This is a genomic window from Nocardioides sp. Root151 (assembly GCF_001427925.1).
GTDB lineage: Bacteria > Actinomycetota > Actinomycetes > Propionibacteriales > Nocardioidaceae > Nocardioides.
Genome location: NZ_LMGG01000001.1, coordinates 1,404,762 through 1,420,976, shown reverse-complemented (window position 1 = coordinate 1,420,976; position 16,215 = coordinate 1,404,762). Strand labels below are relative to the sequence as shown.

The following is a 16,215-nucleotide window of genomic DNA, read 5'->3' as shown; positions in this document are numbered from 1 at the left end:
AACGGGGCTACCGCCACGCCCACACCCGACCCCACCGCCGTCCTCACCGCCCGCCTGGCCCTTACTGCCCTGACCCGGCATGGTTTCGAGACGGCGGCCGCCTCCCCAACCACCGACCTAGGCCTGGTTTCGAGACGGTCCCTAGCGGGACCTCCTCAACCATCGTGGAAGACCCTCGGTCAGCGCGCAGCCACCAGCGGACCCTCCGTGGTGGCTGATGGCTCCTGAGCGTCGACTGGACGACCATCAGCCACCATCGAAGCCATCGCGCTGGCCAACCTGGTTTCGAGACGGCGCTGGCGCGCCTCCACCACCGAGGAAGACGGCCCGCTGATTCAGGCGGAGGCGATGACGGCGGTGCCGCCGTCCCAGGTTGCCACCAGGGTTGACGATCCGGGCAGCTCGGCGCCGATCTGGGCGGCGAGGTGCACCTGGAGTCCGTCGGGCGAAGCAGCCGGGTTCTCCACCGCGAGGCGGACGGTCGGCTCGCGGGTCTCGACGAGGGTGTCGCCGTCCCAGACCTCGAGGGCGGCCTGTTCCTGCTGGCCGGCCAGTGCCCGCCGGAAGGCGGCAATCGCGACCGGATCGCCGGAGGCGTCGTACACCCAGCGCTGGCCGAGGACCGAGTGCTCCATGGTGGTGATCAGGTGCGCGTCGGCGCCGTCGAGCGGGGCGGCGCGGTAGGTCACGACGACGTGGCGGAGCGGACCGCCGCGGGTGATCAGCAGGCCCTCGATGCCGACCTCACCGTCGGGGTCGTCGAGGCGGTAGTTGCCGACCTGGCTCAACGCATCGGGGCCCTCGAGGCCACCGGAAGCGGGCGTGGCGAGCCATGCGTCGAGGAGCTCCAGCTTGGTCGGAGTGATCGTTGCCCGATGGATGATCGCCATGGCGGCGAGCCTACCGAGCCCTCCGACCCGGCCGACGCGGCGGCAGGGGGACGAACATCGACGTGCGGGCGACGTAGTCGTCCCAGCCGGGCCGGCCGGCCATGTGCTTCTCGAGCAGGCGGGCGCCGGTCGCGAAGACCAGGAAGTAGGTCATCGCCACGGGGGAGAGGACGGTCAGCACGCCGGGCCATGCCGACGCGGCGACGAGGAAGATGCCCCACCACACGCAGGTGTCGCCGAAGTAGTTCGGGTGCCGGGTCCACGCCCACAGGCCGCGGTCCATCACCGGACCACGCTCGGGATCACGCTTGTACGCCGCCAGCTGGGCGTCGCCGACCGATTCGAAGAAGACGCCGACCAGCCACAGGAGTACGCCGATCGCCACGACCCACGTGACACCGGAGCCGGCGACAGCCGAGACCTGCAGCGGCAACGACACGAACCACAGTGCGATGCCCTGGGTGGCGAAGACCCGGCGCACCGCGACGTCGTACGACTGGCCCTCGAGCATGGCGGCGTAGCGGGCGTCCTCGGGTTGTCCGTGGTTGCGACGGTGCATGTGCCAGGCCAGCCGGAGTCCCCAGAACCCGACGAGCGCGAACAGCAGCCAGCGCCGCCAGTCAGCCCCGTCGCCCAGCACCGCGGCGACCAGGGCGATCAGCACGAACCCGAGGCCCCACGAGGTGTCGACCACCGAGACCTTGCCGAGCCGATGCCCGATCACGGCAGTGACCGCCATCAGCAGGGCCGCCGCCGCGAGGGAGGCGCCGGAGACGAGGACGAACGCAGTCACCACGTGCGGACCGGCGGGATCGTGTGGTCCCGTCCTGGCCGCACGGACAGGATCTGGTCGACGCCCATGCGGCCGTCGCGAAAAGCCATACCCCCGCCGACGAGGTAGAGCCGCCAGACACGGGCGACCTCCTCGCCGACGAGGGCGGTGACCCGGTCGATGTTGGATTCGAACGTCTCGATCCATGCCCCCACCGTGCGCACGTAGTGCTCACGCATGGCGTGCACGTCGCGGACTTCGAGACCCCCGCTCTCGAAGAACGCCACGGTTTCACCGACCGGACGCATGTGCATGTCGGGAGCGATGAACGACTCGATGAACGGGCCGCCTCCCGGGTGCTTGCCGGTTCGCGACATCTGCTGGACCAGCACCCTGCCGCCGGGCTTCACCGAACGTCGAAGGACCTCGACGTACGTCGGATAGTTGCGCTGGCCCACGTGCTCGCCCATCTCGACAGACGCGACCGCGTCGTACTCACCGGTGGCCTCCCGGTAGTCCTGCAGGCGGATCTCGGCGTGGTCCTCCAGGCCGAGGTCACGGATGCGGGCGTCGATGAACTTCTTCTGCTCGGCCGCGATCGTCACGCCGACCACCTTGATGCCGCGCTGCGCGGCGTGCAGGGTCAGCGAACCCCAACCGCAGCCCACGTCGAGCATCGTCATGCCCGGCTTGAGGCCGAGCTTGTCGAGGATCAGCGACAGCTTGTCGCGCTGCGCGTCGGCGAGCGTGTAGTCGGGCTCGTCGGAGCACCAGTAACCCGAGGAGTAGGCCATTGACGGGTCGAGGATCAGCTCGTAGAAGTCGTTGGAGAGGTCGTAGTGGTGGCTGATCGCCGCGCGGTCGCGCAGCTTGCTGTGCAGCCGCCCGCGGACCCGGGCCTGGGAGGCCGGTGCACGTGGTGGCAGGCGTACGTCGCGCAGCACCTTCACGAGTCCGCTGGCCACGGCAGGGCTGAAGCCCAGGCCGGCGAGCCCGCGTGATCGCGCGACCGACCGCACGTGGGTCAGTGCCGCGTCGAGGTCTCCGTCGACGTCGATCTCGCCGGAGACGTAGGCCTGTGCGGCGCCGAGCTCACCCGGGCGCCAGAAGATGCGGGACAACGCGTCGGGCGAGTGGATGGTGACCTTGGGCGCGTCGGACGGTCCGGCCGAGGAGCCGTCCCAGGCCTCGAGCCGCACCGGCAGGCCGCCCCGCAGGACCGGGCGCAGGCCCGCTTCGAGGCGTGCGGCAACGCTCATGAGTCGCTCCTGGTCAGGGTGATCTGTTGTACGTCGAGGTACCCGGAAGCGAACCCGGCACGCGAGTACTCCAGGTAGAAGTGCCACATGCGCTCGAAGACGTCGTCGAACCCGAGGCGTCGTACGACGGGGCTCGACGTGCGGAACGCCTCGTCCCACAGGCGCAGGGTCTCTGCGTAGTGCAGCCCGAACGACAGTCGCTCGGTGACCCGCAGCGAGGTGTGCTCCGTGGTGACCTGCTCGATCGCCTCGGTCGAGGGCAGGAAGCCGCCGGGGAAGACGTACTTGTTGATCCACGTGAAACCACCGCGCGTGGCCAGCATGCGGTCGTGCGGCATGGTGATCGCCTGGATCGCGACCCGGCCACCGGGCGCGAGCAGCGAGTCGATCGTGGAGAAGTAGGTCGGCCAGAACTCGTGGCCGACGGCCTCGATCATCTCCACCGAGCAGACCGCGTCGTAGGTGCCGGTGACCTGGCGGTAGTCGAGCAGGTCGACCTCGACCCGGTCGGCGAACCCGGCCTCGGCGATGCGCTCACGGGCCAGCGCCTGCTGCTCGCTCGACAGGGTCACCGAGCGGACACTGGCGCCACGGCGGGCGGCACGGATCGCCAGCTCGCCCCAGCCGGTGCCGATCTCGAGCACCCGCGAGCCTTCGCGAACCCCGGCCTGGTCGAGGAGCCGCTCGATCTTGGCGCCTTGGGCGCCCTCGAGGTCGGTGCGCTCGACGATGCCGGGGGACGCGGCGACCAGGTGGTCGCCGACCCGCTCGACCTGGCTGTCGAACAACGCCGACGAATAGCTCAGCGTCTTGTCGAGGAACGTCGCGAAGAGGTCGTTCGACAGGTCGTAGTGGTGGCTGATGTTGTCGCGGGTCTGGTCCTCGCTGTTGCGGTGGGTGCGGGGCATCCGCGCCATCCAGACCGCGCGCAGGCGCTGCATCCAGTCGGGCACCAGCGTCGCGATCTCGCCGGCCATCCTGGTCAGCAGGGCGTCGAGGTCGGGGGAGTCCCAGGCGCCGGTCATGTAGGCCTCACCGAAGCCGATCAGGCCGTCGTTGCCGACCTTGCGGAAGAACTCGTCGGGCCGGTGCAGCACGATCGTCGGCGCCGACGTGTCGACGGCGCGCACGCTCGGCGTCTCGACGGTGATCCCGAGCCGCTGCGTGGCGTGCGCGAAGATCCGGCGGGCCACGGCTGCCGAGACGGCGGCCCTCGGCCCGGACGGTACGGCGTACAGGCCCGGCCAGCGGTCGGCCTGTGTGGTCTCCTGGCGAGCGTCGGTGATGGTCACTGGACCCCCTCCTGTCGTGGGTGCGTGGGCCTGCGCTGGACGGGGAGTCGTCGCAGCCAGAGGCCGATGCCCTGTGTTCGGATCAACAGTGAGGTCCGGATTGGTGCCAGTGCCGCACGCCATGGTCGCCGCCCGGCGGGCAGCGCGCGGGCGGTCACCGACGCAGTGAACGCGGGCTCGCCGTCGCGCTGCAACGTCACCGAGACCGCGATCCGGTCGCCGGGCGGGGTCACCGACACCTCGTAGTGACCCGACGTGTCGTTGAACGGCGAGACGTACATCGCCTTGTCGACGCCTGCGTGACCATGCGCATCAGGTCGTACGACGTACGCATGCCGGTCGCCGTAGGTGTTGTGGACCTCGAGCACCACGCAGGCCTGTGCGCCGCTGGCGTCGTGGCACCAGTAGACGCTGATCGGGTTGAAGCAGTGGCCCAGCGCCCGAGGGTTGGCGAGCATCAGGATGCGGCCGCCGTGGAGGGCGATTCCCTGTGTGGCAAGGAAGTCGTCGACATTCCGGCGCAGCGAGTGGTCGGGCGAACCGAGGTGGTCGCGGGCCTCGAACGACGCGGCCCACCGGGCAGGCGGGAGGTCGTCGAGGTCGACCAGCCAGGCATGGGAGGCGTTGTCGAACGCGTGCTCCACCGGCCCTCGGCGAACGTGCCGCACGGAGGTCTCGTAGACGCGACCGGCTTCCACCGCGGCGGGAGTGACGGACCACGCGAAGCCCAGCCGCTCGGCGGCGCGGGCACCCGAGGCCGCGCCGTCCTCGTGGAATCCCCAGCCGTGGTAGGCGCCGGCGAAGGCGAGACGGTCGGTGTCGAGCTCGGGCAACCGGCGTTGCGCGGCCACCGACGACGGCGTGTAGAGCGGGTGCTCGTACTCCATCGTCTCGATCACCGTGGCCGGGTCGACCAGGTCGGCGCCACCCAGTGTGACGAGGTAGGGCCGGTCGGTGGGCAGCCGCTGGAGCCGGGTCAGGTCGTAGGTCACGGTGACCTCGCCGGTGCTGGCCTCCGGGCGGAGGAAGTTCCACGACGCCCGCGCGCGGCGTGCCTTGGGCAGGAGTGACGCGTCGGTGTGCAGGCGCGCGGTGTTGCGCGAGTAGGGGATCGCGCCGAGCACCTCGCGCTGCGCGGGTGTCGGGTCGGCCAGCATGGTCAGCGCCTGGGCGGGGTGCGTCGCGATGACGACCGCGTCGAACCTGGTCACCTCACCGTTGCCGTCCGTGACCTCGACGCCGTCGGCAGTCTCGAGGACGGAGGTGACCTTCGTGCCGAGGCGTACGTCGGGGAGCTGGGCGGCCACCCTGGCGACGTACTCCCGCGAGCCACCGGTGACGGTGCGCCACTGCGGCGAGCCGAAGACACCGAGCATGCCGTGGTGCTGGAGGAACGCGAAGAGGTAGCGGGCCGGGTAGTCGAGGGACGACTCGGGGTCGCACGACCACACCGCGGCGACCAGCGGCTCCATGAAGTGCCGGGTGAAGTACGCCGAGAAGCCGCCGTCCGCGAGGAAGTCGCGCAGGGTCTGGTCCTCGGCAGCCTCACCCGAGCCCGAGGAGGCCAGAAGTGCGCGGGCCCGGCGGTGGAAGCGGGGGACCTCGACCAGCATCCGCAGGTACGCCGGCCGCCCCAGGTTCGCGAACGTCGGGAACAGCCCACGCGCACCGAGCGCACCGGCGTACTCCAACCCGGTGGCGACGTCGCGCACCGACATCGACATGTCGGAGGCCTGGGTCTCGACGCCGAGCTCGGCGAAGAGCCGGAGCAGGGTCGGGTAGGTGCGCTCGTTGTGCACGATGAACCCGGTGTCGATGGCCAGGCCGTCGACCTCGTGGGTGTCGGCATGGCCGCCGAGCCGGTCGTCGGCCTCGAACAGCGTGACGTGCGCCGTGCGGGAAATGGCGTACCCGGCGGTGAGGCCGGCAACGCCACTTCCCACAACGGCGACCCTCCGGGTCACGCTCCCTCGAAGGCGAACAGGGCCACCGGGTCGGAGGTCGGTGCGGGTGATCCGCCGGCCGGCTCGACCGTGATGCCTGCGCCGGTCGCCGTACGTGCGTCTCCGTCGAGGAGCACCTCGGCGTCACCGCCGTTCATCAGCCCGGCCGGCAGCATGTCGCCCGAGGGGGCCTGGAGCCAGAGCTGGTAGACCTTGCCGGCCGGTGCCTCGGGCATGTCGTCGGCGAGCAGCACGGCCTGGCCGCGCGACGCCGAACGCACGATGCGTGCGGTCGAGCCGTCGGGCAGGTCGGCCGAGATCGTCGCGGCGTCGGAGGCCTGCGTCACCTGGGCGGTGGCGCTGAGCTGGGTGGTCTCGTCGTCCCACGGCTGGGTGATCACGACTGCGCCGCCACCGATCACCGCAACTGCGGCTGCCGCTGCGACCAGCGACGGAAACCAGCGGCGACGTGAGGGCCGCTCCTCGTCGACGTGACGGCCGGGCACCTCGGGAGGCAGCGGGCGGACCGTGGCCACCTCGGCCATGATGCGGTCCTTGAGCGCGGGCGGGGGAGGCGTGGCGACGGCTGCGGCGAGCACGGCCGCGGTCTCCTGGAGACCGGCCACCTCGGCGCGGCAGTCCGCGCAGGTCGCCAGGTGCTTCTCGAACAGGTGTCGTTCGATGTCGTCCAGGGCGTCGACGGCGTAGGCGCCGGACAGTGCGTGGATGTCGCTCATCACTGGTTCACCCCCAATGCGTCACGGAGACGGATGAGTCCGTCGCGGATACGAGTCTTGGCCGTGCCGATCGGAACGTCCAGCATCGAAGCCACCTCCGTATGTGTGTAACCGCCGAAGAAGGCGAGTTCGAGGGCTTCTCGCTGGATCTCGGTCAGCGACTGCATGGCTCGGCGTACGCGGGTCGCCTCGAGGGCGGTGGCGGCGGCTTCTGCGGTGGAGTCGTGCGGGACCGTCTCGGACTGGTCGTGGTAGTTGTTGTCGCGGCGGTGGGCCGCCTCGGCCGAACGGACCCGGTCCACCGCACGGCGGTGGGCGATCGTCATCAGCCATGAGAGGGCGCTGCCGCGGTCGGCGTCGAAGCGGGCCGACGTGCGCCACACCTCGAGGTAGGTCTCCTGGGTGACTTCCTCGGCCTGCGCCGGGTCGCGGACGACCCTCAGCACGAGGCCGTGGACCCGAGCCGCCGTCGCGTCGTACAACGCGGAGAAGGCGGACTCGTCACCCCGGGCGGCCCTGCGGAACAGGTCAGCCAGGGCGGGCGCACCCGCCCCCTCCGACGACGAGTCGCCGGAGGGAACGGATGCAATGCCTGTCACGTGATCCATTGTGTCGTGTCCTGGTTTCCCAGGATCAGGAAGCCGGCATCAGCACGGAGTCGACGACGTAGACCGTGGCATTGGCGGTGGGGATGTTGCCACACAGGACGGCCGCGTTCTCGCCACCGACGGTGAAGTCCTCACCCGAGCCCTTGACCATGATCGTGTCGCCGGCGAGCGTCTTGTGCTTCCCGGCGAGCTCGTCCGGGCCGAGCTGGCCCGCGATGACGTGGTGGGTCAGGATCTTGGTCAGCGTGGCCTTGTCGGCGAGGACGCCCTTGAGGGTGTCCGCGGGGATCTTGGCGAACGCGTCGTTGGTCGGGGCGAAGACGGTCAGCGCCTCGGCCGAGTTGAGGGTGTCGCCGAGACCGGCCTCACCGACCGCGGTCACGAGGGTCTCGAGCAGCGGGTTGGCGCTGGCCGCCGTGGCGACCGGCTCGGTGGCCATGCCGTTGAACGAACCGGCACCGCTCGTGGGGATCTTGGCACAGCCCGCACCGAAGGTCTCGGCACCGGCGTCGTCGGCCATGTCGTCGGACGAGGCGGACGACTCGGTCTGGCTGGGAGTGTCCTCGGCGGTGGTCTTGTCGTCACCGCCGTTGTCGTCGGAACCACAGGCGGCGAGCGACACCGACAGGGCAAGGGCAGCTGCGGCGATACCGGTCTGGCGGATGATGGAGCGCTTCATGGGAGTGCCTTTCTGGGTTCTGGTGCTGTCGGGTGTTGATTCGCTGCCGCCGGCCGACCGGATTGGTCGGTGACGGAAGTTTTTTCGGGCCGGAGCTGCCTCAGGCCGGTCGTCACTCGACGGTGACGACGATTTCCTGGACGCCGCTGGAGCCCTCGGGGAACGGGGTCGCACGCGCCGCCGTCTGGACCTCACCGTCGAGCGAGGTGGCCCGGACGGCGAGCATGTGCTGGCCGGGGCTGGCGTCCCAGGGGAGGTACCACTGACGCCAGTAGTCGATGCCGGCATCCGGCCCGAGCGTCGCCTCCTGCCACGCATTCCCGTCGATTCGCACCTCGACCTTCTTGATGCCGACGCGCTGCGCCCAGGCCACCCCGCCGATCACGGTCTGGCCGTCCTTGATGGTGGCCAGCGGCTTCGGGGTGTCGATCCGCGAGGAGATCTTGATCGGGGCGTCGGTGGCCCAGTCACGGTCCGTCCAGTACGCCGAGTCGTCGTCGTACGTCGTGAGTGTGAGGCGGGTCAGCCACTTGGTGGCGCCGACGAATCCGTAGAGACCGGGCGTGATCAGGCGCGCGGGGAAGCCGTGCTCGGCCGGCAGGGGCTCGCCGTTCATGCCGATCGCGACCATCGCGTCGCGTCCGTCACGGGCCACCTCGAGGGGTGTGCTGATGGTGAAGCCGTCGACCGCGGTGCTCAGGATCTGGTCGGCCTTGCTGCCGACCCCGGCCCGGTCGAGCAGGTCGGTGAGGGGTACGCCGAGCCAGCGCGCGGCGCCGATGTAGCGACCGCCGACCTCGTTGGAGACGCAGGTCATCGTGATGTCGCGCTCGATCAACGGCATCGCGGCCAGCTCGTCGAAGGTGAGGCTGAAGGAGTTGTCGACGTCGCCGTCGATCGTCAGCTTCCAGTCGTCGACCGGCACCACGGGCAGGGTCAGGTTGATGTCGACCCGGTAGAAGCGGTCGGTGGAGGTCTGGAAGTTGGAGATGCCCGAGTAGACGTTCTCGAGACCCGCCGGCAGCGGCGCGATCGGCTTGGCTGCGGGCGGCAGGTTCACGTTCCCGATGCGGGTCCGGTAGGCGATGATCTTCTCGCCGGCCCAGCCCATGGTCGCCGAGGCGGCCGCGACGAGGCCCGTCGTGATCAGCAGGGTGCGTCGTGAGGCGCGGGGAGCGGCCGTCGGTGCGGACTTCGACTTCGACCTGGGCTTGCGCCGCGCGATCGGCTCGAGGTTCGACATCACGTCGAACGGGCCGGTCCCACCGGCCGGGGAGGGGCCCACAGGCCCGCCCGTGGAGCGCTTGGGTGCCGGCTCTTCCTCCGCCGCTTCCCTTGCCGGTTCGTCCGCCGGTTCCCGTGCGCCGTTGAGCAGTCGCACCAGCAGCACCAGGACCACCAAGCCGACCACGGCGGCAACCAACGACGGCACCACGTCGCTCGCCGTGGCCAGCGGTCTGGTGACTGCAGCGGCTCCCGCGAGCGCGACGAGGGCGATCAGCAGCCCCGCCCCGACGGGGAACCAGCGGCGTGCCAGCAAGCCGGCGACGGCGGCGAGCAGGAGCGTCACCGCCATCACGCTGGCCAGCAGGATCGGCTTGTCCTTGGTGCCGAACTCGCGGACGGCGTACTCCTTGAGCGGAGTCGGCGTCAGGTCGATCACCGTGGACCCGACCGCGAGCACCGGTGAGGACGCCGGCTTGAGAAGTGACGCGATCAGGTGGCCTGCCGCCATCCCGCAGAGTGTGGCGAGCACACCTGCCAGGGCGAACGGCGAGCCGGAGCGCAGGGCATTCCAGAGTCGCTTCATGGGTGTGCTTCGGAGCGGCCGCCCGATCGGATGGGTTTCGGACGGCACTGGTGCAGGGACGACGAAGGAGGTTCACTGGTCGGATGACCTCTGAAGGCATGCGGGTCCAGGTGGCGGAGTCGTGGCATCGCTCCGCCGCGGCCGGCGTACGCGCTGAAGAGCCCGAGGCCCCGATCACGCTCGCCGAGGACACCCTGCGCGGGCACCGCGAGGCGCACCCGTTGGCGCACGTCTTCCCGCTGCTCGACGACGTGCTCGGCCAGGCCGCCCGCGACTGTGACGCGGTGATGGCGGTCTCCGACGCGTCGGCCCAGCTGCTCTGGGTGTGCGGCCACCCGCAGGTGCTCCGCAAGGCCGAGAAGATCGGTTTCGTCGAGGGGTCCAACTGGGACGAGCGGTTCGCCGGCACCAACGCACCCGGCATGGCCCTGGCCCTGGGCCAGCCGATCAGCATCATCGGCTCCGAGCACTTCCGGCACTCGGTGCGCCAGTGGAGCTGTGCCGCCTCGCCGATCCACGACCCCACCACGGGCGAGCTGCTGGGTGTCCTCGACATCACCGGTGGCGACCAGATCGTCGTGCCCCAGACCATGGCGATGGTGCGGGCCGCGGCGCGGATGGCCGAGACCGAGCTGGCGCACCTCAAGCTCACCGCCTCCGCGCAGCCCGCCGAGGTACGCCGGCAGGCGGGGTTCGGCATCTCCATCCAAGGGCTGGGCCGCCACGAAGCGCTGCTCGACATCGACGACGGCTCCGGACGGCACTCGACCCTGCGCCTCTCCCCGCGGCACAGCGAGCTGGTGCTTCTGCTCGCGTCGGCGCCGCGTGGCCTTTCGGGCGACGAGCTGGCGGTGCTGCTCTACGAGGAGGACAACTCCGGCTCCACGCTGCGGGCAGAGCTCAACCGGCTGCGCAACCTGCTCGGCGACGACCTCCTGGCCAGCCGCCCCTACCGGTTGGTCGCCGACGTGTCGGGCGACTGGCTGGCGGTCGAGGCGCGCATCGTCAACGGTGACGTGGCCGGCGCCGTGCGCGCCTATCGCGGCCCGTTGCTCCCGCGCTCGACCGCGCCTGGCGTGGTCCGGCTGCGCGAGGCGATCGACTCGACGGTGCGACAAGGGGTGCTGCGGTCCGGCGTACCCGACCTGATGTCGACGTGGACCCGGTCGTCGTGGGGCACCGACGACTACGACATGTGGGTGGCCCAGCGCGACGCCGTCGGCCCGAGGTCGCCGTTGCTGCCCCTGATCAACGGCCAGATCGAGCGCCTGGACCGCGAGCTCGCCTGAGAGTTCGGCCTGAGGGTTCGGCCTGAGAGTTCGCCCTGAGCGCAACGTCCGTGCAACGTGCGGCTCCCTACGTTGTGAGCGGCGTCACCTTCCGACGCCCCTTCTCGACACTTTCTGGGAGTCACGACATGACTGTTCACGCCGCACCCGGCACCGACGGATCCTCCATCGAGGTCAAGAGCCGCTACGGCCACTTCATCGGTGGCGAATGGGTCGACCCGATCAAGGGCGCCTACTTCGAGAACATCTCGCCGGTCAACGGCAAGCCGTTCACCGAGATCGCCCGTGGCACCGCCGAGGACATCGACGCCGCACTCGACTCTGCCTGGAACGCCGCCGACGCCTGGGGTCGTACGTCGACCACCGAGCGGTCCAACATCCTGCTCAAGATCGCCGACCGCATGGAGCAGAACCTCCAGGACCTGGCCGTCATCGAGACCTGGGACAACGGCAAGGCGGTCCGCGAGACCCTCAACGCCGACATGCCGCTGGCGATCGACCACTTCCGCTACTTCGCCGGTGCCCTGCGTGCCCAGGAGGGCGGCATCTCCGAGATCGACGAGAACACCGTCGCCTACCACTTCCACGAGCCGCTGGGCGTGGTCGGCCAGATCATCCCGTGGAACTTCCCGATCCTGATGGCCGTGTGGAAGCTGGCCCCGGCCCTGGCCGCCGGCAACTGTGTCGTCCTCAAGCCGGCCGAGCAGACCCCGTGGTCGATCCTCAAGCTGATGGAGCTGATCGGGGACCTGCTGCCGGCCGGTGTGCTCAACGTGGTCAACGGCTTCGGTGTCGAGGCCGGCAAGCCGCTGGCGTCGTCGTCGCGGATCCGCAAGATCGCCTTCACCGGCGAGACCACCACCGGCCGCCTGATCATGCAGTACGCCACCGAGAACATCATCCCGGTGACCCTCGAGCTCGGCGGCAAGAGCCCCAACATCTTCTTCGACGACGTGGCCAACGAGAAGGACGCGTTCTACGACAAGGCGCTCGAGGGCTTCACGATGTTCGCGCTCAACCAGGGCGAGGTCTGCACCTGCCCGTCGCGCGCCCTCGTGCAGCGGTCGATGTACAGCGACTTCGTGGCCGACGCGATCGTCCGCGTCGAGGCGATCAAGCAGGGCAACCCGCTCGACGAGACGACGATGATGGGCGCCCAGGCCAGCAACGACCAGCTCGAGAAGATCCTGAGCTACATCGACATCGGCACCAAGGAGGGCGCGAAGGTGCTCACCGGTGGTGGCCGCAACGTGCTCGAGGGCGACCTCGCCGAGGGCTACTACGTGCAGCCGACGGTCTTCGAGGGCGACAACTCGATGCGCATCTTCCAGGAGGAGATCTTCGGACCGGTGGTCTCGCTGACCGGGTTCGACGACGAGGCCGACGCCCTCAAGATCGCCAACGACACCCTCTACGGCCTCGGTGCCGGCCTGTGGACGCGTGACGGTTCGCGGGCGTTCCGCGCCGGCAAGGCCATCGAGGCCGGCCGCGTGTGGACCAACTGCTACCACGCCTACCCGGCCCACGCCGCGTTCGGCGGCTACAAGCAGTCGGGCATCGGTCGCGAGAACCACAAGATGATGCTCGACCACTACCAGCAGACCAAGAACCTCCTGGTCTCCTACAGCCCCGACAAGCTGGGCTTCTTCTAAATGGAACGCGTCGCCGTCACCGAGGAGGCTGCGGAGCTGATCCGCAGCCTCACCGGGACGCACGGGCCGGTGATGTTCCACCAGTCCGGCGGCTGCTGCGACGGCTCGTCGCCGATGTGCTACCCGCAGGGCGAGTTCCGCACGGGGAACTCCGACATCCATCTCGGGGACCTCGACGTGGGTCTCGAGCGGGCGGTGCCGGTGTGGATGAGCAGGTCGCAGTTCGAGTACTGGTCGCACACGCACCTCACCATCGACGTGGTGAAGGGTCGTGGCGCAGGGTTCTCGCTGGAGGCGCCCGAAGGCAGGCGCTTCCTGATCCGCTCGCGGCTCATGGAGGAATGAAGTACCGACCTCAAGTATCTTGACGTCAAGAGAACTCCCAGTGTTCAATGGTGGCTGAGGGCTGTCCCGGGGCCCACCCACAGCCCCCAGCCACCATTGAAGGGGAGCGATGCAGGGAGTCCTTGCCGGATTCGCCACGATCATCGTGGTGATCGGACTCGGTGCCCTGCTGGCGCACCTCAAGGTCCTCGACCTCGCCTCGCAGGTGGTGCTGTCGCGGCTGGCGTTCTTCGTGGCCAGCCCTGCGCTGATGATCACGGTGCTGGCCGACACCGACGTGACCGAGGTCTTCTCGCGCAACCTCGCGGCCACCGCGGTCGGGGTGCTCGTCGCGTCCGCGGTGTACGTCGTCGCGGCCCGGCTGGTCTTCCGCCGAGACCTCGCCGACACCGTGGTGGGCGCGCTCTGTGCGGCGTACGTCAATGCCGGGAACCTGGGCCTGCCGATCGCGGCGTACGTCATCGGCGACGTGGCGCTGGTGGCGCCGACCCTGCTGATGCAGCTGCTGGTCCTCCAGCCGCTGGCTCTCGCCGTGCTCGACCAGGCCACCTCGCCCCAGCCTCCTTCGGCGTGGCGGTTGATCTCCCGGCCGCTGCGCACGCCCCTGACCGTCGGGTCGCTGATCGGGCTGGCCGTGTCGCTGGCCGGCGTCGAGCTTCCGGCCCCGATCCACGACCCGCTCGACCTGGTCGGCGGTATGGCGGTGCCCGCGATGCTGTTGGCGTACGGCGTCTCGCTGCGGCTCGGCCCACTGCCCGGGCGTGGGGCAGCTCCGGCCGAGCTGGGGCTCATCTCGGTGCTCAAGCTGGTCGTGCAACCCGTCACGGCGTACGCCGCCGGCCGCTTCCTGTTCGGCCTCGACTCCGAAGCGCTGCTCGCCGTGACCGTGCTCTCCGCGCTGCCGACCGCGCAGAACATCTTCGTGCACGCCACCCGCTACGACCGCGGAGTGATCGTGGCCCGCGACGCGATCTTCGTCAGCACGATGCTGGCCGTGCCGGTGATGTTCGTGATCGTCGCGCTGCTCGCCTGATCCCCGAGTTCGGGGGATGGCAGGATGGCGCGCATGACCGAGCTCGTGAAGTACGCCGCCGCCGAGGGCATCGCGACCCTCACCTTCGACTCGCCCCACAACCGCAACGCGCTCTCGCGCCAGCTGGTGACCGAGCTGTACGCCGGGCTCGAGCGGGCCGAGGCCGACGACGACGTGAAGGTCGTCGTGATCGGCGCCGAGGGCAAGGTCTTCTGCTCGGGCGCCGACCTCTCCGAGGCCGCTGAGGGCTCGATGGAGGAAGGCGCCAAGGGCATCGTCGACCTGCAGCGCCGCATCGTGGCATTCGCCAAGCCCGTGGTGACTCGCGTGTACGGCGCGGTGCGCGCCGGCGGCATCGGCATCGTGGCCGCGTCCGACATCGCCATCTCTGCCGACGACGCGACATTCGCACTCACCGAGGTGAAGCTGGCCCTGGCGCCGGCCGCCATCTCGTTGACAGTGCTGCCCCGGATGACCTCGCGGGCCGGTGCCTACGCGTGCCTGACGGGCGCGAAGTTCACCGGCGCCGAAGCCGCTGAGTGGGGCCTGGTCACTCGCGCCGTACCCGCCGACGAGCTCGACGACGCCGTCGCCGCCGTGTGCGCCGAGCTGGCCACGGGTGCGGCCCAGGGTCTGCGCGAGACCAAGGCACTGCTGGCCCGCGACCTGCTCGACCGCATGGACGCCCGGGGCGACGACCTCGCCGCGCTGTCCGGCCGCCTCTTCGGTTCGGATGCGGCCCGCGAGGCGATGCTGGCCTTCCTGAGCAGGAAGAAGTAGCCGACCGCTGGATACGCTGGAGGCATGAGCCTCCCCGACGCACGCACGTCCTCCACTGCGGAGACCCCGCGGTGGGTGCGGGCCGCCACGGTCATCGGCAGCTTCGTCGCGCTGCTCTACGTGATCGAGTTCGTCGACACGCTGATGGGCAACCGCCTCGACGCCGAGGGAGTGCAACCCCGCGAGACCGACGGGCTGCTCGGCATCGTCTTCGCCCCGCTGCTGCACGGGGGCTGGGACCACCTGATCGCGAACACCGTCCCGACGCTGGTGCTGGGCTTCCTGATCCTGCTGTCCGGCACCCGCACCTGGCTCGGCGTCACCGCGATCGTGTGGGTCGTCGGCGGCGTCGGCACCTGGCTGACCGGCCAGGACAACTCGGTGCACATCGGCGCCTCGGTGCTGGTCTTCGGCTGGCTGGTCTACCTGCTGGTGCGTGGCTTCTTCGCCCGCAAGGCCGGGCAGATTGCCCTCGGCGTACTCATCCTGCTGATGTACGGCGGCGTGCTCTGGGGCGTGCTCCCCGGACAGCCCGGCATCTCGTGGCAGGGACACCTGTTCGGCGCGATCGGCGGTGGGCTGGCCGCCTGGCTCCTCGCCGAGCGCAAGGGCGCCGAGCGGCAGCGCGACCTGCTTGCCTGACGCAGGTCGGGCGCAGAGCGCGGTGGGTCAGCGCGTGTAGAGCGCCTTGACCCGGTCGTCCCGCAGCCACAGGCCGCGCCAGACCAGGACCGCCATCGCGAAGGCGAAGACGGAGCCGAAGACCGCCTGGTCGTCGAGGTAGATGTTGACCGCGATCGCGCCGCCGAGGTAGCCGGTGATCAACACGGCGCCGAGGACCGCGGTGCGCGGGATCAGATGGACGATCAAGGCGATGCCGAGCGAGATGCCCAGCGGATAGCTGAACCATTCGGGGGCGCCGTACTTCTCGTTCCAGTCCTGCGCGGTCTGCACGTTGAGCAGGTGGCTGATCGAGTCGACGGCGAGGAAGAGACCGACCAGGCCGCTGATCACGTAGCTGACGGTGCGCTTCGTGCTCCTCGTGGTGGCGGTGGTGGTGGTCTCGGTGGCGAAGGTCGTGGTGCTCATGGCGGTTTCTCCTGAAGTGGTGGGTGGGTCGATGCCC

The 16,215-nt window shown here is 69.9% G+C and carries 16 protein-coding genes; 6 read left to right on the top strand and 10 right to left on the bottom strand.

The annotated features are described in order from the left end of the window. Window positions 1-335: 335 nt before the first annotated feature. The 9 genes from ASD66_RS06750 to ASD66_RS06710 all read right to left on the bottom strand — a co-directional run bounded on the left by ASD66_RS06750 (window position 336) and on the right by ASD66_RS06710 (window position 9,990). Window positions 336-890 (bottom strand): maltokinase N-terminal cap-like domain-containing protein, encoded by a 555-nt coding sequence (locus tag ASD66_RS06750; RefSeq protein WP_056679914.1) that lies wholly within the window; start codon window positions 888-890, stop codon window positions 336-338. Between the two features lie 10 nt (window positions 891-900). Beyond that, window positions 901-1,683, bottom strand: coding sequence for a DUF1295 domain-containing protein (locus ASD66_RS06745; protein ID WP_200949894.1), 783 nt, complete (start codon window positions 1,681-1,683; stop codon window positions 901-903). After that, a complete protein-coding gene (locus ASD66_RS06740; RefSeq protein WP_056679613.1) occupies window positions 1,680-2,921 on the bottom strand; it encodes an SAM-dependent methyltransferase in 1,242 nt (413 codons plus the stop codon). The genes ASD66_RS06745 and ASD66_RS06740 overlap by 4 nt, the downstream gene beginning before the upstream one ends. Then, window positions 2,918-4,213, bottom strand: coding sequence for a class I SAM-dependent methyltransferase (locus ASD66_RS06735; protein WP_056890372.1), 1,296 nt, complete (start codon window positions 4,211-4,213; stop codon window positions 2,918-2,920). Before ASD66_RS06735 ends, ASD66_RS06740 begins: the two co-directional genes overlap by 4 nt. Then, entirely contained in the window at window positions 4,210-6,156 is a 1,947-nt protein-coding gene (locus ASD66_RS06730) for an FAD-dependent oxidoreductase (RefSeq protein WP_235529978.1), read from the bottom strand. Before ASD66_RS06730 ends, ASD66_RS06735 begins: the two co-directional genes overlap by 4 nt. Before the next feature lie 17 nt (window positions 6,157-6,173). Further along, a complete protein-coding gene (locus ASD66_RS06725) occupies window positions 6,174-6,893 on the bottom strand; it encodes an anti-sigma factor domain-containing protein (protein ID WP_056679622.1) in 720 nt (239 codons plus the stop codon). Then, the gene (sigK, locus tag ASD66_RS06720; RefSeq protein ID WP_056679625.1) at window positions 6,893-7,501 is read right to left on the bottom strand and encodes an ECF RNA polymerase sigma factor SigK; all 609 of its coding nucleotides are present in this window, start codon (window positions 7,499-7,501) and stop codon (window positions 6,893-6,895) included. The genes ASD66_RS06725 and sigK overlap by 1 nt, the downstream gene beginning before the upstream one ends. Before the next feature lie 25 nt (window positions 7,502-7,526). Beyond that, window positions 7,527-8,180, bottom strand: a complete 654-nt coding sequence (locus ASD66_RS06715; RefSeq protein WP_056890370.1) for a fasciclin domain-containing protein — start codon at window positions 8,178-8,180, stop codon at window positions 7,527-7,529. Window positions 8,181-8,292: 112 nt separating this feature from the next. Beyond that, window positions 8,293-9,990, bottom strand: a complete 1,698-nt coding sequence (locus ASD66_RS06710) for a molybdopterin-dependent oxidoreductase (protein WP_056890369.1) — start codon at window positions 9,988-9,990, stop codon at window positions 8,293-8,295. 83 nt (window positions 9,991-10,073) lie between these two features. Between ASD66_RS06710 and ASD66_RS06705 the strand changes: the two genes are divergently transcribed. The 6 genes from ASD66_RS06705 to ASD66_RS06680 all read left to right on the top strand — a co-directional run bounded on the left by ASD66_RS06705 (window position 10,074) and on the right by ASD66_RS06680 (window position 15,731). Continuing rightward, window positions 10,074-11,279, top strand: a complete 1,206-nt coding sequence (locus ASD66_RS06705; protein WP_056679635.1) for a helix-turn-helix domain-containing protein — start codon at window positions 10,074-10,076, stop codon at window positions 11,277-11,279. Window positions 11,280-11,407: 128 nt separating this feature from the next. Next, window positions 11,408-12,931 carry an aldehyde dehydrogenase family protein gene (locus ASD66_RS06700; RefSeq protein ID WP_056890368.1) on the top strand — a complete coding sequence of 508 codons (1,524 nt, stop codon included), beginning with the start codon at window positions 11,408-11,410 and terminating at the stop codon, window positions 12,929-12,931. Further along, window positions 12,932-13,276: a DUF779 domain-containing protein gene (locus ASD66_RS06695; protein WP_056890367.1), complete on the top strand. Its 345-nt coding sequence runs from the start codon at window positions 12,932-12,934 to the stop codon at window positions 13,274-13,276. A gap of 109 nt (window positions 13,277-13,385) precedes the next feature. Next, a complete protein-coding gene (locus tag ASD66_RS06690; RefSeq protein WP_056890366.1) occupies window positions 13,386-14,309 on the top strand; it encodes an AEC family transporter in 924 nt (307 codons plus the stop codon). Between the two features lie 33 nt (window positions 14,310-14,342). After that, on the top strand, window positions 14,343-15,089 hold the full coding sequence (locus ASD66_RS06685) for an enoyl-CoA hydratase-related protein (protein WP_082599348.1): 747 nt from the start codon (window positions 14,343-14,345) through the stop codon (window positions 15,087-15,089). 24 nt (window positions 15,090-15,113) lie between these two features. Beyond that, window positions 15,114-15,731, top strand: coding sequence for a rhomboid family intramembrane serine protease (locus ASD66_RS06680; RefSeq protein ID WP_056679648.1), 618 nt, complete (start codon window positions 15,114-15,116; stop codon window positions 15,729-15,731). A gap of 27 nt (window positions 15,732-15,758) precedes the next feature. Here ASD66_RS06680 and ASD66_RS06675 read toward each other — a convergent pair whose 3' ends face one another. Next, window positions 15,759-16,178, bottom strand: a complete 420-nt coding sequence (locus ASD66_RS06675) for a DoxX family protein (RefSeq protein ID WP_056890364.1) — start codon at window positions 16,176-16,178, stop codon at window positions 15,759-15,761. Window positions 16,179-16,215: the final 37 nt, after the last annotated feature.

Excerpts from the sequence above, each read along its gene's own strand:
- ASD66_RS06750 (WP_056679914.1), bottom strand. The coding sequence starts at position 890 with ATGGCGATCATCCATCGGGCAACGATCACTCCGACCAAGCTGGAGCTC.
- ASD66_RS06740 (WP_056679613.1), bottom strand. The coding sequence starts at position 2,921 with ATGAGCGTTGCCGCACGCCTCGAAGCGGGCCTGCGCCCGGTCCTGCGG.
- ASD66_RS06725 (WP_056679622.1), bottom strand. The coding sequence starts at position 6,893 with ATGAGCGACATCCACGCACTGTCCGGCGCCTACGCCGTCGACGCCCTG.
- sigK (WP_056679625.1), bottom strand. The coding sequence starts at position 7,501 with ATGGATCACGTGACAGGCATTGCATCCGTTCCCTCCGGCGACTCGTCG.
- ASD66_RS06715 (WP_056890370.1), bottom strand. The coding sequence starts at position 8,180 with ATGAAGCGCTCCATCATCCGCCAGACCGGTATCGCCGCAGCTGCCCTT.
- ASD66_RS06710 (WP_056890369.1), bottom strand. The coding sequence starts at position 9,990 with ATGAAGCGACTCTGGAATGCCCTGCGCTCCGGCTCGCCGTTCGCCCTG.
- ASD66_RS06705 (WP_056679635.1), top strand. The coding sequence starts at position 10,074 with ATGACCTCTGAAGGCATGCGGGTCCAGGTGGCGGAGTCGTGGCATCGC.
- ASD66_RS06700 (WP_056890368.1), top strand. The coding sequence starts at position 11,408 with ATGACTGTTCACGCCGCACCCGGCACCGACGGATCCTCCATCGAGGTC.
- ASD66_RS06695 (WP_056890367.1), top strand. The coding sequence starts at position 12,932 with ATGGAACGCGTCGCCGTCACCGAGGAGGCTGCGGAGCTGATCCGCAGC.
- ASD66_RS06690 (WP_056890366.1), top strand. The coding sequence starts at position 13,386 with ATGCAGGGAGTCCTTGCCGGATTCGCCACGATCATCGTGGTGATCGGA.
- ASD66_RS06685 (WP_082599348.1), top strand. The coding sequence starts at position 14,343 with ATGACCGAGCTCGTGAAGTACGCCGCCGCCGAGGGCATCGCGACCCTC.
- ASD66_RS06680 (WP_056679648.1), top strand. The coding sequence starts at position 15,114 with ATGAGCCTCCCCGACGCACGCACGTCCTCCACTGCGGAGACCCCGCGG.
- ASD66_RS06675 (WP_056890364.1), bottom strand. The coding sequence starts at position 16,178 with ATGAGCACCACGACCTTCGCCACCGAGACCACCACCACCGCCACCACG.